Here is a 14,962-nt window from a genome sequence, read left to right on the forward strand (position 1 = left end):
AAGACGCCCAATCAATCTTTAGTTTAGCAAAACTTTGCTATGTTTCGTTTAGCAAATCTAGCCGATGCGTTTTTGTTAGAATGATAGGTTTATCTATTCAACAATATTTTTGCTGACTCATGACCTCAAAAAACCCTGCTTCACCATTAACACACACGCCCATGATGCAACAATATCTGACCATAAAAGCAGAATACTCCGAGCAGCTGGTGTTTTATCGTATGGGCGATTTTTATGAATTGTTTTATGACGATGCGGTCAAAGCCGCCGGCCTGCTAGACATTACCCTTACCCAGCGCGGTCAATCTGCTGGCAAACCCATTCCAATGGCAGGCATTCCCCATCACAGCGCTGAAGGCTATTTAGCCAAGTTAATTAAGCTGGGTGAGTCGGTCGCTATTTGTGAGCAAGTCGGGGATGTTAATAAAAAAGGACCGGTTGAACGCAAAGTGGTTAGGGTCTTAACACCCGGCACCCTAACCGAGGATAGCCTGCTTGAAGCTCGCCAAGATAATCTATTAGTAGCTTGGACACAAAGCGCGCACAAAATTGGCATTAGCTGGCTAGATGTGGCCAGTGGGCGCTTTGAGGTAACTGAATTTGACCAGCTGAATGCAGCACTCAATGAACTACACCGTCTCAACCCTGCTGAACTCATTCTGGCCGAATCCTGCGATCATCCCGACCCTGCGAGTAAAGTGCGCACCCAACGCTTACCTGACTGGCTAAGTCAAGACACTGCGGCCAAACGGGTATTACTCGACCATTTTAAAACCCGTGACTTAAGTCCTTTTGGCTGCGAGCAGGCGCCGGTCAAGACCACTGCTGCCGCCGCACTGCTTTACTATGCCCAGGCGATGCTGCAACAACCGCTGCATCAAGTCACCAGTCTGCAAAGCTATCATACCGATGACTATCTGATCCTTGATGCGATTACCCGCCGCAACCTTGAATTAGATACCCATCAACAGGGATTTCAGCATCACACTTTGTTTCATTTACTTGATCACTGCCAAACCCCGATGGGTAGCCGATTGTTGCGCCGTTGGTTACGCCAACCTTTACGCCGTCGTGAACAGATTTTGCAACGTTTAAGTGTGGTCGATTGTCTGGTGATGAATCAGCAACATAGCCAGCTGCAAGCGCACCTTAAACCCATTGGCGACTTAGAACGAATTATAAGTCGGGTTGCACTGGGCAGCGCAAGACCCAGAGATTTAAGCCAATTAGGACGTGGTCTGGCGGCATTACCAGGCCTGCTAGAGTGGGCGAGTCAGTGGGAGGAAGTCCACTGGTTAAGCGCACAAATCAATTCATTTGAGACCTTAGCGGATGAACTCGCCCGGGCGATTGTTGAGCAACCACCCCTGCTGTTACGAGAAGGCGGTGTATTCAAAACCGGCTATGACCCAGAACTCGATCAATTATTAGCGCTCAAAACCCAAGCCGGTGATTATTTAACCGACTTGGAAAAACGTGAACGTGAACGAACAGGTTTAACGAGTTTAAAAATCGGCTTTAATCGTGTGCAGGGTTATTATATTGAACTAAGCAAGCAGTACAGTGATCAAGTGCCATTGGATTACACGCGCCGCCAAACGCTCAAAAATGCAGAGCGCTACATTACCGCCGAACTGAAAAACTTTGAAACCCAGATTTTAAGTGCCGACGACAAGGCACAAGCACGGGAACAGGCGCTCTATGAACAATTGCTGACTAAAATTCAAGCGCAACTCATCCCTTTGCAACAAACCGTTCATGCGCTGGCCGCGCTCGATGTGTTGGCCAATTTTGCAACACAAGCCTTAGCACGAAACTATGCTCGTCCAACCTTTCAAGATCAACCAGGCCTGCTGATTGAGCAAGGTCGCCACCCCACAGTTGAAGCCTTATCGCACGATCCTTTTATTGCCAATGATGCCGAGTTTGACGACCGCCGCCGCTTACATATCATTACCGGCCCTAACATGGGCGGTAAATCGACTTATATGCGCCAAACCGCCATTATTACGATTATGGCGCACATGGGCTGTTTTGTACCGGCTAAGCAGGCCTGCTTTGGCCCAATAGATCGTATTTTCACCCGCATTGGCGCATCAGATGATCTGACATCAGGGCGCTCTACCTTTATGGTAGAGATGACCGAAACAGCGCATATTCTGCGCCATGCGAGTGCCGAATCGTTAATTTTGATGGATGAAGTGGGTCGTGGCACCTCAACCTTTGATGGCTTGGCGCTGGCTTGGTCTATTGGGGACTATTTAGCAACCCATGTAAAAGGCTTTTGTTTATTTGCTACCCATTACTTTGAGCTCACGAGCCTTGCCGAACAGTTTGATAATACGGTCAATATGCATCTAACAGCCATCGAGCACCAAGATAGCATTGTATTTTTACACCAAGTCAAACCTGGTCCAGCATCACAAAGCTACGGCTTACAAGTGGCGGCCTTAGCGGGGGTGCCCTCCGCCGTCATCAACCAAGCGAAAATGAGGCTTAATGAATTAGAACAACGCGATATGAGCGCCCTAAAACCGAGTGCTAACCTAGCGACCACCACAGCAGCTGAACCACAATCAGGCCTGGTAGTACAAACCAACGAGCAACAGGTTCAATTTGACCTCTTTAATAACCCCGAACCTGACCCCATAATACAGGCTATAACGGATTTAGATCCTGACCAATTAACTCCGAAACAAGCGCTTGAATTGCTGTATCAATGGCAATCCCAAGTAAACAAACGCTAGTTAATTAAGCGCTAATAACCCTGCGCTAACCCAACATCAAGAGGATAATAATTAAGATGGCAAACCCACTCATTGCAGACGTTAATGAACAGAATTTTCAACAAGTCGTGCTAGACAATTCGCATCAGCTGCCGGTATTGGTCGATTTTTGGGCGCCCTGGTGTGGTCCCTGTAAGGCCGTAATGCCCATTTTGGAACAATTGGCCAAAGACTATGCTGGGCTATTTTTGTTGGCCAAGGTAAACATTGATGATAATGAACAACTTGCCAATCAATTCGCTGTGCGATCGGTACCCACTTTCAAGCTCATCAAAGCGGGAGAAGTCGTTGCAGAATTGACAGGCGGCCAACCCGCATCCGCTTTCAAAGCCCTACTTGATCAACATATTAGTCGCCCCTCTGATGCCTTACGAGGGCAAGCACAACAGGCCCAGCAAGCAGGTCAAACCGAGCAAGCCATTGCCCTGCTACAACAAGCGGCTGAACTAGACCCGAATAATCACAGCATCCACCTTGATCTTATTAAGATATACCTTAGCACGCGCCAATTTGAACAGGCTGCCGAGCTTTTTAATGCATTGCCCAATGACGCTAGGGAAAGTGCTGAAGGCAAAACGATAGCAGGCCTGCTCCATTTTGCTAACTTGGCGGCGGAGGCTGACGATATTCAAACCATTCAGCAGACACTGCGCGACAATGCTAGCGATCCAGCCGCGCTGTTGGGCTTTGCAAGTATTTTAATGCTGCACAATGAATACGAGAAGGCAATGCAAGCGTTGTTAAAGCTTATGATGGTCGACCGTGATTACCAAAATGGTATCGCTAAAAGCAGTTTATTAATTATTTTTGATGCCCTTAAAGCCAGTCATCCCGATTTAGTAAAAACATATCGGCGTAAATTGCAAAGCTTCCTTTTTTAAACGCATCATTTTTTGTTAACATTCCCCCGGTTTAAAAAATAGGTATTTTGCTATGCAACTAAAAAAATCATGGTTAGCACTAACAGGCTTGGTCGCAACAGGTGCGTTGGCCTTTTCATTAGCCACACCCGTTATGGCGAATGAGGCCGTTAAAACCGAGTCCAAAGCTGAAACTTTTCAAGCACCTGAAGACCTTTCTACAGTGCGCCCAGTGTTACTTTGCCGCTATTACCATCAACAAACCCCTGAAGAACAACAACGTTTTTATGACCGAGTTGACACGCTTGGTTTATTAAGTCATCGAGATTATGAAATGATGTCTGAAGGTAAGGTTGTAGTCGGATCATCGCTTTGTGGCATGTATATGACCAAAGGTGAACCTATTTTCGAGGATGGCGTTCAAATTCGTCCAATGGTGTTCAAGGTCGTTCATGTCTATGACGACGAGTATATTGTCACCCAAAGCGGTATGGTGATGGAGGTTCATGAACGTATAGAAGGTGAATTACCGCCATCTCTAAGACAAGACGCTCCTGAAGTCGCGCCTCCACCCGTTGCCCCTAGAACGCGTTAAGAGCAAAGGCATCACCAAAAAAAACCGCCATTCGGCGGTTTTTTTTATTGCAAAAGCATTACAGCTTTTCTTTGATACGCGCAGCCTTACCAGACAAGTTACGTAGATAATAAAGTTTAGCGCGACGTACATCACCACGACGTTTCACTTGAATACTATCTACAAGCGGGCTGTAGGTTTGGAAAGTACGCTCAACACCTACCCCGTGTGAAATTTTACGGACAGTAAACGCAGAGTTTAAGCCACGGTTACGTCTTGCGATAACCACACCTTCATAAGCCTGTAAACGCTCGTTGCTACCTTCTTTAACTTTAACCTGAACAACAACAGTATCACCCGGTGCAAACGCGGGGACTTCTTTGGTCATTTGTTCTGCTTCAATACGCTTGATGATATCGCTCATCTTAATTTTCTCCAAGGGAATCATGACCACTAACAAGTCATGGTTACTTTATCGCAACATAATGCTGTTACGCTGAATAGTCACGCTACTCAGCAACATCAGAGGTTACGTCCAAATTGTTTAATTCTTTAATAAATCTGGGCGACGTGCTTGCGTACGTTGCCACTGCTGTTGTTGGCGCCACTTGACAATATGGGCATGGTTACCACTCATTAAAACAGGTGGCACCGCTTTACCATCTATAACTTCAGGTCGTGTATAGTGTGGGCAATCTAACAACCCGTCACTAAATGAATCCTGCCGGGCAGAATCTTGATGACCTAACGCACCTGGCTGTAAACGAATTATTGCATCCATTAGCATCATGGCAGGTAACTCGCCTCCGCTGACCACAAAATCACCTATTGCAATTTCTTCATCAACGAAATTCTCAATAACCCGCTCATCCACACCTTCATAACGACCACACAACAAAGTAATCCGTGGGAAGGTCGCTAATTCAACCACCCGTTGTTGCGTTAAGGGTTTACCTTGCGGCGACAAATAGATGGTGTGGCTGGGTTGTTCAGGCTGCTGCTGGTTAATGGCTTTAAATGTATCTCGCAAAGGTTCATACATCATAAGCATGCCGGGTCCACCGCCATACGGACGGTCATCAATCGTTCGATGCTTGTCATGAGTAAAATCGCGCGGATTCCAAACAGCTAATTTATACAAACCTTTCTCTAGGGCTTTGGCGCTAATGCCTTGCGCAGTCAACGCAGTAAACATTTCACCAAAGATACTGATGACATCAAATCTCAGCACAACTTACCCTAGTCTTGCTCTAGCGGCCAATCGACCAGAATTATCTTCTGCTCAAAATCAACCGATAAGACATATACATCCATCACAAACGGAATCAAATAGGTTTGCTCTCCACTGACTCGCATGACATCATGCGCACCGGTTTCAACAAGCTCCTTAATTTGACCTAAACAATGCCCATCGCGATTTTCAACCGTCATCCCTACCAAATCGTGCCAATAAAAACCGGTTTGATCATCAGGCAGTTGATCACGGAAAATTGCGATATCCGCACCCATTAAATCGCGTGCTTGCTCACGGGTATTAATACCTTCAAGGTGAACGGTAATCGCTTTGCCACCTTGCGGTGCTTGCGACTCACACACTTTCATGGCTTGCCACCCTTGCGCCGTTTTAACTTGCCAGGGCTGGTAACTCACAATATTGCCAATTGGGTCGGTAAATGAAAATACTTTTACCCAACCCTTGACGCCAAAGACGCCATTAATACGGCCAACGATTAACGGCTTGTTTTCCATCGTCAACCGTTATCCGTTAAGCGCTTTTAACTAAAGACTTAACGCGATCACTCATTTGCGCACCTTGTGCTACCCAGTGATCAATTCTCGCCTGATCAACACGAAGACGCTCTTCGTTACCACGCGCAGTTGGGTTAAAGAAACCTACTTGTTCAATGAAACGTCCAGTTGGACTATTGCTGCCATTTGCTACAACCATTTTGTAGAAAGGGCGTTTTTTAGAGCCACCACGGGCTAAACGAATGACGACCATCTATTTCTCCTTAGATTAATCAGGCGATGACAGGAAACCCTACCAACAAATTCTTCTGTCTAACTAGTCTAGCGACATGCTAAACCTTTGATCAATTACCTCACCAACGGCTTCATAATTGAAGTCGCGGATTATACCCGAAAATAGCAATATAACCTAATGATTTAATTAACCAATTTTTAAAGCCTACCTAGGCATACCCCCAAACCCCTTACCTAGGCCTGGTGGCAGCTTACCAGCCATACCGCGCATCATATTTTTCATGCCGCCTTTTGACATTTTTTTCATCATTTTTTGCATCTGCTCAAACTGTTTGAGCAGCTTGTTAACATCCTGTACCTGCATACCTGAACCGGCCGCAATACGCTTTTTACGAGAACCCTTTAGTAAAGCTGGATGCGCACGCTCTTGGGGTGTCATGGAGTTGATAATCGCTTCCAATCGTTTAAATTCTTTTTCAGCTACGCCCTCTTGCAACTGATTTTTGACTTGCCCCATGCCGGGTAACTTGCCCATTAGGCCGCCGATACCGCCCATATTTTGAATCTGCTGCAACTGTTGGCGAAAATCTTCTAAATCAAACTGGCCAGATTTTTGAAGTTTATTGGCGAATGCTTGCGCTTGCTTTTGATCAATTTTTGTCTCAGCTTCTTCAATTAAACTTAATACATCTCCCATGCCCAAAATACGACCGGCCATGCGGTCAGGATGGAAAGGCTCAAGACCATCAACCTTCTCCCCCATACCAATAAATTTAATCGGCTTACCCGTTATCTCACGGATTGATAAGGCTGCGCCACCACGCGCATCACCGTCAGCCTTGGTTAATACGACCCCTGTTAGTGGCAACGCATCATGGAAGGCTTTAGCCGTATTGGCCGCATCTTGACCGGTCATAGCATCAACAACAAATAAGGTTTCAATCGGTTTAACCGCTTGATGTAAGGCTTTAATCTCAGCCATCATGGCATCATCTACATGCATACGACCTGCCGTATCCACGATTAAAACATCAGCAAACTGTTTGCGCGCTTCCATACGCGCTCGTTCAACAATGGCCACCGGATCTTCGTTTGCAGTTGACGGTGAGAACTTAACATCAATTTGTTGCGCAAGTGTTTCAAGCTGTTTAATAGCCGCTGGTCGATATACGTCTGCTGACACCAGCATCACTTTTTTCTTCTCTCTCTCAGTTAACCATTTAGCCAGTTTTGCAGCCGTCGTCGTTTTACCCGCCCCCTGCAGACCTGCCATCATAATGACCGCGGGCGGCTCCACTTTAAAACTCAGTGGCTCGACTTGCTGACCCATGGTTTCCGTTAACTGCTCACGAACAATCTTAATGAAGGCCTGCCCCGGATTCAGTGCACTAGACACTTCTTGTCCGAGCGCACGGTCCTGCACTCGCGCTATAAAGGACTTAGTAACGGGTAAAGCGACATCCGCTTCTAACAATGCGCGCCTAACATCGCGTAATGCATCTTTTATATTGGCTTCGGTTAGACGCCCCTGACCCTTGATGGCTTTAAAGGTTTTGGCTAATCGATCCGATAAATTATCAAACATAACACCCCACTTATCGTCCTATCGTAAAATAACGCAATAATTTTATGCGCGAATTCGGTAATTTGTGTAAAGTTAGTTATTATAGTTTATTAAGTTTGTTAGAAATAGATTAAAGGACTGCATCACTTTTATGATTAGCCTCATGACAGCCATTATGGCCAGTGCCATGTATTTGCTAAGCAGCTACTACCTGAGTCGCTGCGTTCGCAAACGCCTACCCAAAGGCGTGTCTAGACGACTGCCAATTTTGATTGCTGCTTCTATGGGACTCGTGCTGCACACCATGAGCCTAACACTCAATTTATTCACCCAAGAATTGATGCTATTTAGTTTTGGCAATGCTTTATCTTTAGTTGGCTGGATAGGGGTATTTTCATTATTAATCATCAGTCTTAACAAGCCTACAGAAACCCTGGGTATTTTCATTTTCCCACTGGCCGCCATTGTGACCTTTATGCCTTATGTATTTGACAGCACTAACACGATTAGTTATGCACTAGGTTCTCATATCATCATTTCAGTTTTTGCCTACAGCTTGCTTGGTTTGGCTGCAGCACAAGCCATTTTATTTTCTATTCAAGAGCGGCGTTTTCAACAGCGCAAGCTAACACAACTCATTCAAGCGCTCCCTCCTTTGCAGGTCATGGAGAAAACACTTATCCAGCTTGTTTTAACTGGCTTCATTGTGCTGAGTTTCGGCATTGCGAGTGGTGCCTATTTTATTGAAAACTTTTTTGATCAGCATTTAGCACATAAAACCTTCTTCTCACTACTGGCTTGGTTCACCTATGCTTACTTCTTAGTAGGTCGTTTTCGTTTTGGATGGCGTGGACAAACGGCTGCAAAATTTACACTGGGCGCCTATATCTTTTTACTCATTAGCTTTATAGGTACGCAACTTATCTTGATGGCTATTCAACACTAGCAACCAGAATGAAAAACGTTATAATAAACTCTGTTTAAATCAGGTTAGGCACGCTCTTGGACGATATCCCGCTCATTGCCCTTTTTCTTACTCTCATTATTCTAATCATCTTATCGGCACTATTTTCCAGTTCTGAAACCAGTATGATGGCCTTGAACCGTTACCGCTTAAAACACCAAGCTAACAACGGTCACAAAAGTGCAATACGTGTAGAAAAGTTATTATCGCAACCAGATCGCCTGTTAGGCGTGATTTTGCTGGGTAATAATTTTGTAAACATTTTTGCTTCATCTATTGCCACCATCATTGCACTCCGTCTTATGGGCGAGCCCGGCATTGCAATTGCAGCAGGCCTGCTCACATTGGTTATTTTGATCTTTGCCGAAGTGGCACCTAAAACGGTCGCTGCACTTTATCCAGAAAAAATTGCTTACCCCGCTTCGTTTATCTTAACACCATTACTTAAGGTGCTCTGGCCCATCGTATGGTTTGTTAACCTAGTGGCTAATGGATTTTTAAAGCTGTTTAAAGTGGAGGTGCGCAAAACCAAACAGGATCATTCGCTAAGCCAGGAAGAACTGCAAACATTGATTGACGAAGCAACCGGCCAGTTGCCACAACACTACCGTGAAATGTTAAGTAGCATTTTGCGTTTAGAAAGTGTCACCGTAGAAGATGTTATGATCCCTAAACAAGAGATCTATGGGGTAGATGTAGAACAGCCTTTTGAGGACTTTTTACAAGACCTTCAAAAATCTTCTTATACACGTATTCCATTATACCGAGGCTCACTGGATGACGACCTAGTAGGGATTCTAAATCTAAGACGTGCACTACCTACATTAATACGCAATGACATCAGCCTAAAAGATATTGTTAAACTCGCACGCCCTGCTTATTTTGTACCAGAGACCACCAGCTTAAACACGCAGCTTGGTAACTTTAATAAAAACAAACGACGTATGGCACTTATTGTTGATGAGTATGGTGAATTACAAGGGTTATTGACTGTCGAAGACCTCTTAGAAGAAATTGTTGGTAAACTTTCAACCGATGCAAGAGCAAAAGATGTTGAAAACATTGCTATTCATGCTGATGGTTCAATGACTGTTAATGCCACTGAGTTTATCCGCGACCTAAATAAAACCTACTTTTTAAACTTACCCACCAACGGCCCGAAAACATTGAATGGCTTAATTCAAGAGCAGTTAGAAACGCTTCCGAATAGCGGCACTTGCATTCGTTTTGACAATTACTGCCTTGAGGTACTCGATGTATCGCAAAATACCATTGAGCAGATCAAATTATCCATCATTGACCCTCTTAAAGAAAAAGTCGAATAAGACAGGAATACCACTATGTCAGACCACCCATTTTGTCATGACCAGGCTTGGTTGGATTTACAGCGTCAAGTGCGTCATTTTGGCCAGCAAGAAATTCAACAACGCTTCCAACGTGTCAACGCAAGTCATAAGCAAGATGGCAGCCTATTAACCGAGGCAGATACGGCAACACAAACGGCGATTAAATCTTATTTAGCTCAAAACTGGCCACAATTTGCTTTTTTAGGGGAAGAATCCGAACTAAAAAGCCAACAGAACGCACTGAAGTCACCCTTAGGCTGCTGGGTACTGGATCCTGTTGATGGCACGACTAATTTCGCTCATGGTATTGATGTATACTCTCTTTCATTAGCACTTGTCATCGAAGGCCAGGTAGTAGCCGGTCTAGTCTATGACCCGGCTCGCGATGAACTCTTTCACGCCCGTATTGGTCAGGGCGCCTTCTGTAATGAACAACCACTCCACCATACAAATTGTCAAATCCATCAGCTTGATAAAGCGGTAGGTATCATCGATTTTAAACGCTTAGAAAATAAGGTGGCCACTAAACTTGCTACCGAGCCACCTTATGCATCACAGCGTAGCTTTGGTTCGGTTGCACTTGATTGGTGCTGGATTGCTGCCGGACGTGGTGAAGTCTATTTGCATGGCAGTCAAAGCTTGTGGGATTATGCCGCAGGCTGGCTAATTTTACTTGAAGCAGGCGGCCAAAGTGCCACACTGGCCGCTGAACAGGTTTTTATACCTAGTCTAACTAAACGCTCAGCCGTGGCAGCTACCACCCCAGAATTATTTAAGCAGTGGCAAACGTATCTACAAAACATCTAGTCAATTGCGGCCAGCGCTTCAGTTAAGCTGTCCACACCGATCACCTCAATATTTTGGGGCAAAGGCTTAGGCAGGTTGGCTTTGGGTACGATGGCACGCTTAAACCCGTGCTTAGCCGCTTCCATAATTCGTTCTTGACCACTCGGCACCGGACGAATTTCACCAGATAGCCCCACCTCCCCAAAGACTAACCACGAACCATCGAACACACGATTACGTAAACTTGACAGGATGGCTAGTAGCAAGGCTAGATCACTACTCGTCTCAGTCACTTTTATGCCGCCCACAACATTAATATAGACATCCTGATCCGCCGCTTGGATACCACCATGTCGCTGCAATACCGCCAATAACATCGCGATGCGATTGCCATCAATACCGACACTGACGCGCCGAGGCTGCCCAAAGGGTGATTCCGCAACCAAGGCTTGCAATTCCACTAACAAGGGTCTAGAACCCTCCCAAATCACCGTTACAACAGAACCAGGAGAAGGCTCGGCACGGCGCGATAAAAAAATAGCTGACGGATTTTTTATCTGCTTTAAACCCATGTCAGTCATTGCAAACACACCTAATTCATTCACGGCTCCAAAACGATTTTTGATGGCACGCAAAGTTCTAAATCTACTATCGGACTCTCCTTCTAAAAACAATACTGAATCAACAATATGCTCTAGTACCCGCGGGCCGGCCACCTCACCGGTTTTAGTCACATGCCCCACTAGGAAAATGGCAATATTATTTTGCTTGGCAAATCGGGTTAGATAAGCTGCTGATTCCCTTACCTGGCTGACACCACCGGCCGCTGCGCCTAACTCGGCCAACTGCATCGTTTGGATGGAGTCAATGACCATTACCTTCGGACTTGCCGAAATGGCTAATTCAGTAATACGTTCAACTTCAGTTTCGGCAAGAAACTTCATATTATCTAAAGGCAAATTCATACGCTGCCCCCGCATTACAATCTGTGAGAGTGACTCTTCACCTGATACATAAAGCACACTATGCTGCCCAGAAATCTGTGCTAGCACTTGGATAAGCAAAGAGGACTTACCAACACCGGGATCCCCCCCTAATAAAATAACGGAACCATTGACAATACCACCGCCAAGAACCCGATCAAGTTCGGTTAGCGTTGAAGTCAGACGAGGTATGGTTGTTAGATCAACCTCGTTTGCTGCCACTATCGTTGATGCTTGTGTACCACTGTAGCCTTTAGCCGTCATTTTTTTTGTGACCTTGTTTGCAGCTAATCGCTCAACTAGGCTATTCCACTCCCCACAATCAGGACACTGTCCCTGCCACTTTGGCTGGATCGAACCACACTCAGTACACACATATTCCAGTTTAGGCTTGGCCATTTAGTATACTCCTTAAACAAAAAAACCCGCCGAAGCGGGTTAATTTTATAACTAAAATCGATGGTTATTTTTTTATATCTCGCCAATACTCTTTTTTGAGTAAATAGGTAAGCAGTAGTAGAACTAATAGGAAAGCAATAACCTTCCAACCTAAATCCCACCGCTGGACTTTAGATGGCTCGCCAATATAGTCCATAAAGTTGACTAAATCTGTAGTGAATTGGTCAAACTCTGCCTCTGTAGAATGACGTCTGACACCCTCTAAAACATTTGGCATAGATGTACCTTCAAGCACTGAGTTATTCCAACTACCATCTTCTTGTTGATAATAGCCACGGATAAAGGTGTAGATGTAATCATTCCCTTTAAGACGTGACATTAATGACAAGTCAGGCGCTTGGATACCAAACAGATCCTCAGATACACCTGGCTCCATCGTGGTAACCATCATATCTACTGGCGTTAGAGTATTGTAGGTGAGTTTGGCAATGACTTCATCATCCGTCCAGCCCAAATCTCGCGCGACACGGTTATAGCGATTTAGCTCTGCAGAGTGACACGCCATACAGTAATTAACGAAATGTACTGCACCACGCTGTAATGACTCTTTATCACGAACATCATTATTCACTCTTTCAAACTCAATATTGTAGCCACCCGCGGCGTGGACATTAAGTGTTGCGCCAAACATTAGGGTTAAACTAACTAGCGCCCAATTTCTAATCGACTTTTTTATCATGCTGTTACCCTCTCTGGTACTGGCTTAGTTTTTTCATGCGCCGAGGTAAATGGCAATATAATAAAGAAAGCAAAATACAAGATTGTAAACACCTGTGCAAGCTTTGTGTACAAAGGTGTTGAAGGTAACGCACCTAATACGCCCAAAACAATAAAGCTAATAAACAATATTGCTAGCAGAATTTTATAAGAATTACCACGATAACGGATAGAGCGTACCTTACAACGATCCAGCCAAGGCATTGCGAATAAAACAGCAATTGAAAGACCCATAGCCACTACGCCCAAGAAGGGTTCTGGTACCGCTCTTAAAATGGCATAGAAGGGTGTGAAATACCAAACAGGTGCAATATGGTCAGGGGTTTTCAACGGATCCGCTGGTTCAAAGTTTGGTGCTTCGATGAAATGGCCACCACCGTCAGGCGCATAAAACACGATGACCGCAAAGAATATCAAAAATAAGACAGCGCCAAACGAGTCTTTTACAGTGTAGTACGGATGGAAGGCAATACCGTCTAATGGAACACCATTTTCATCTTTATGCTTTTTGATATCGATACCATCAGGGTTATTCGAACCCACTTTATGAAGTGCAACAATATGCATGAATACTAGAATGACTAACACTAATGGCAACGCAATAACATGCAGCGCAAAGAAACGGTTGAGTGTTGCATCAGAAATGATGAAATCACCACGAATCCATACCGCAAGTTCTGGTCCAACAAAAGGTATTGTTGAGAACAAGCCAATGATTACTTGAGCACCCCAGTAAGACATCTGACCCCAAGGTAACATGTAACCGAAAAAAGCTTCAGCCATTAATACGACAAAGATCAACATACCGATCAACCACACCAACTCACGCGGCTCTTTGTATGAACCATATAGCAATGCACGAGTCATATGAAGATAAATAACAATAAAGAAAGCCGAGGCGCCTGTAGTATGAATGTAGCGAATCAACCAACCCCACTCCACATCACGCATAATGTATTCAACGGAGTTGAAGGCAAGTTCCGCATCTGGCTTATAGCTCATTGTCAGCCAAATGCCAGAGACAATCATAATGACCAGTGTTAATAGCGCAAATGAACCAAAAAAATACCAAAAATTGAAATTTTTAGGCGCGTAGTACTGAGCAACATGTTTATTCCATGTATCAATCAGTGGGTAGCGATCATCAACCCACTTTAATAAACCACCCGGCTCATTTGTTTTAGTCGTTTGTAATTCTGACATTATGCTAGGTCTCCTTCTTCGACTTCTTCACCGATTCTTATGACGGTTTCTGATAGATAGCTATGGATAGGAACATCTAGGTTTGAGGGTGCTGGAACAGATCTAAATACACGTCCCGCAAGGTCAAAACTTGAACCATGACATGGACAGAAAAAACCACCTCGCCAACCTGCAGCCATATCCGGTGAATTCGGTGCAGGACGATATAGCGGAGAACAACCTAGGTGTGTACAAATGCCAACTACAACAAGATATTCTGGCTTTATTGATCTTGTTAGGTTTTTAGCATAGTCAGGTTGTACCGAGTTATTAGACATTGGATCACGCACAACATCGTCTAACTCGGTTAATTGTTCCAACATCGCTGGCGTTCTTCTAACCACCCAAACTGGCATACCACGCCAATTCACCGTGATCATTTGCCCTGGCTGCATTTGACTTACATCTGCGTTGGCGGGTGCCCCCGCAGCTTGAGCGCGTTCACTTGGTTTCCAATAACCTACAAAAGGAACGGCAACAAACGCCGCGCCAACGGCACCAACTACACCTGTTGCACCGGCCAACACTTGGCGACGTTTTAGGTTGGGTGTTTCAATTACTTTCGTTTCAGACATAGTCATGACTTCCTCATGGCTCAAAATTGAACAGCTATTCTACCTAAGCAGTTGAAATAGTTGTATAAATAAATCTTTATAGCCTAATTAACAGGCTCTATCCTCTAAATAAAAAATGTTTAA

15 protein-coding genes are annotated in these 14,962 nt (G+C 44.8%); 6 read left to right on the forward strand and 9 right to left on the reverse strand.

Annotated features, from left to right (window positions below; genetic code table 11):
- Window positions 1–119: 119 nt before the first annotated feature.
- The 3 genes from mutS to BM293_RS07470 are packed head-to-tail and all read left to right on the forward strand — an operon-like array spanning window position 120 to window position 4,241.
- On the forward strand, window positions 120–2,747 hold the full coding sequence (gene mutS / locus BM293_RS07460) for a DNA mismatch repair protein MutS (protein ID WP_093448102.1): 2,628 nt from the start codon (window positions 120–122) through the stop codon (window positions 2,745–2,747).
- A 56-nt stretch (window positions 2,748–2,803) separates the two neighbouring features.
- Window positions 2,804–3,667, forward strand: a complete 864-nt coding sequence (trxA, locus tag BM293_RS07465) for a thioredoxin (protein WP_093448103.1) — start codon at window positions 2,804–2,806, stop codon at window positions 3,665–3,667.
- 52 nt (window positions 3,668–3,719) lie between these two features.
- Window positions 3,720–4,241, forward strand: a complete 522-nt coding sequence (locus BM293_RS07470; RefSeq protein WP_093448104.1) for a hypothetical protein — start codon at window positions 3,720–3,722, stop codon at window positions 4,239–4,241.
- Window positions 4,242–4,299: 58 nt separating this feature from the next.
- Here the strand turns inward: BM293_RS07470 and rplS are convergent, their stop codons facing one another.
- The 5 genes from rplS to ffh form a co-directional block, all read right to left on the reverse strand.
- Window positions 4,300–4,644, reverse strand: a complete 345-nt coding sequence (rplS, locus tag BM293_RS07475) for a 50S ribosomal protein L19 (protein ID WP_093448106.1) — start codon at window positions 4,642–4,644, stop codon at window positions 4,300–4,302.
- Window positions 4,645–4,764: 120 nt separating this feature from the next.
- Entirely contained in the window at window positions 4,765–5,451 is a 687-nt protein-coding gene (gene trmD / locus BM293_RS07480) for a tRNA (guanosine(37)-N1)-methyltransferase TrmD (protein ID WP_093448107.1), read from the reverse strand.
- Between the two features lie 8 nt (window positions 5,452–5,459).
- The gene (gene rimM / locus BM293_RS07485) at window positions 5,460–5,969 is read right to left on the reverse strand and encodes a ribosome maturation factor RimM (protein ID WP_093448109.1); all 510 of its coding nucleotides are present in this window, start codon (window positions 5,967–5,969) and stop codon (window positions 5,460–5,462) included.
- A gap of 16 nt (window positions 5,970–5,985) precedes the next feature.
- Window positions 5,986–6,222, reverse strand: a complete 237-nt coding sequence (gene rpsP / locus BM293_RS07490; protein ID WP_006460587.1) for a 30S ribosomal protein S16 — start codon at window positions 6,220–6,222, stop codon at window positions 5,986–5,988.
- A 186-nt stretch (window positions 6,223–6,408) separates the two neighbouring features.
- A complete protein-coding gene (ffh, locus tag BM293_RS07495) occupies window positions 6,409–7,788 on the reverse strand; it encodes a signal recognition particle protein (protein WP_093448110.1) in 1,380 nt (459 codons plus the stop codon).
- A 130-nt stretch (window positions 7,789–7,918) separates the two neighbouring features.
- Between ffh and BM293_RS07500 the strand changes: the two genes are divergently transcribed.
- From BM293_RS07500 to BM293_RS07510, 3 genes are read left to right on the forward strand one after another with little or no spacing between them, the layout of a single operon-like run.
- Window positions 7,919–8,713: a cytochrome C assembly family protein gene (locus tag BM293_RS07500; protein WP_093448112.1), complete on the forward strand. Its 795-nt coding sequence runs from the start codon at window positions 7,919–7,921 to the stop codon at window positions 8,711–8,713.
- A 56-nt stretch (window positions 8,714–8,769) separates the two neighbouring features.
- A complete protein-coding gene (locus BM293_RS07505) occupies window positions 8,770–10,056 on the forward strand; it encodes an HlyC/CorC family transporter (protein ID WP_093448114.1) in 1,287 nt (428 codons plus the stop codon).
- Window positions 10,057–10,071: 15 nt separating this feature from the next.
- Complete coding sequence (locus tag BM293_RS07510; RefSeq protein WP_093448115.1) at window positions 10,072–10,884, forward strand: inositol monophosphatase family protein; 813 nt, start codon at window positions 10,072–10,074, stop codon at window positions 10,882–10,884.
- Here the strand turns inward: BM293_RS07510 and radA are convergent.
- From radA to petA, 4 genes are all read right to left on the reverse strand, one after another.
- On the reverse strand, window positions 10,881–12,245 hold the full coding sequence (radA, locus tag BM293_RS07515) for a DNA repair protein RadA (RefSeq protein ID WP_093448117.1): 1,365 nt from the start codon (window positions 12,243–12,245) through the stop codon (window positions 10,881–10,883). The two genes, BM293_RS07510 and radA, sit on opposite strands and share 4 nt — an antisense overlap.
- A 64-nt stretch (window positions 12,246–12,309) precedes the next feature.
- A complete protein-coding gene (locus BM293_RS07520) occupies window positions 12,310–12,984 on the reverse strand; it encodes a cytochrome c1 (RefSeq protein ID WP_234968939.1) in 675 nt (224 codons plus the stop codon).
- A complete protein-coding gene (locus BM293_RS07525) occupies window positions 12,981–14,225 on the reverse strand; it encodes a cytochrome b (protein WP_093448118.1) in 1,245 nt (414 codons plus the stop codon). Before BM293_RS07525 ends, BM293_RS07520 begins: the two co-directional genes overlap by 4 nt.
- Entirely contained in the window at window positions 14,225–14,839 is a 615-nt protein-coding gene (gene petA, locus BM293_RS07530) for a ubiquinol-cytochrome c reductase iron-sulfur subunit (protein ID WP_093448120.1), read from the reverse strand. Before petA ends, BM293_RS07525 begins: the two co-directional genes overlap by 1 nt.
- Window positions 14,840–14,962 lie beyond the last annotated feature (123 nt).

This window comes from Thiomicrospira sp. ALE5 (assembly GCF_900112445.1).
Classification (GTDB): domain Bacteria; phylum Pseudomonadota; class Gammaproteobacteria; order Thiomicrospirales; family Thiomicrospiraceae; genus Thiomicrospira.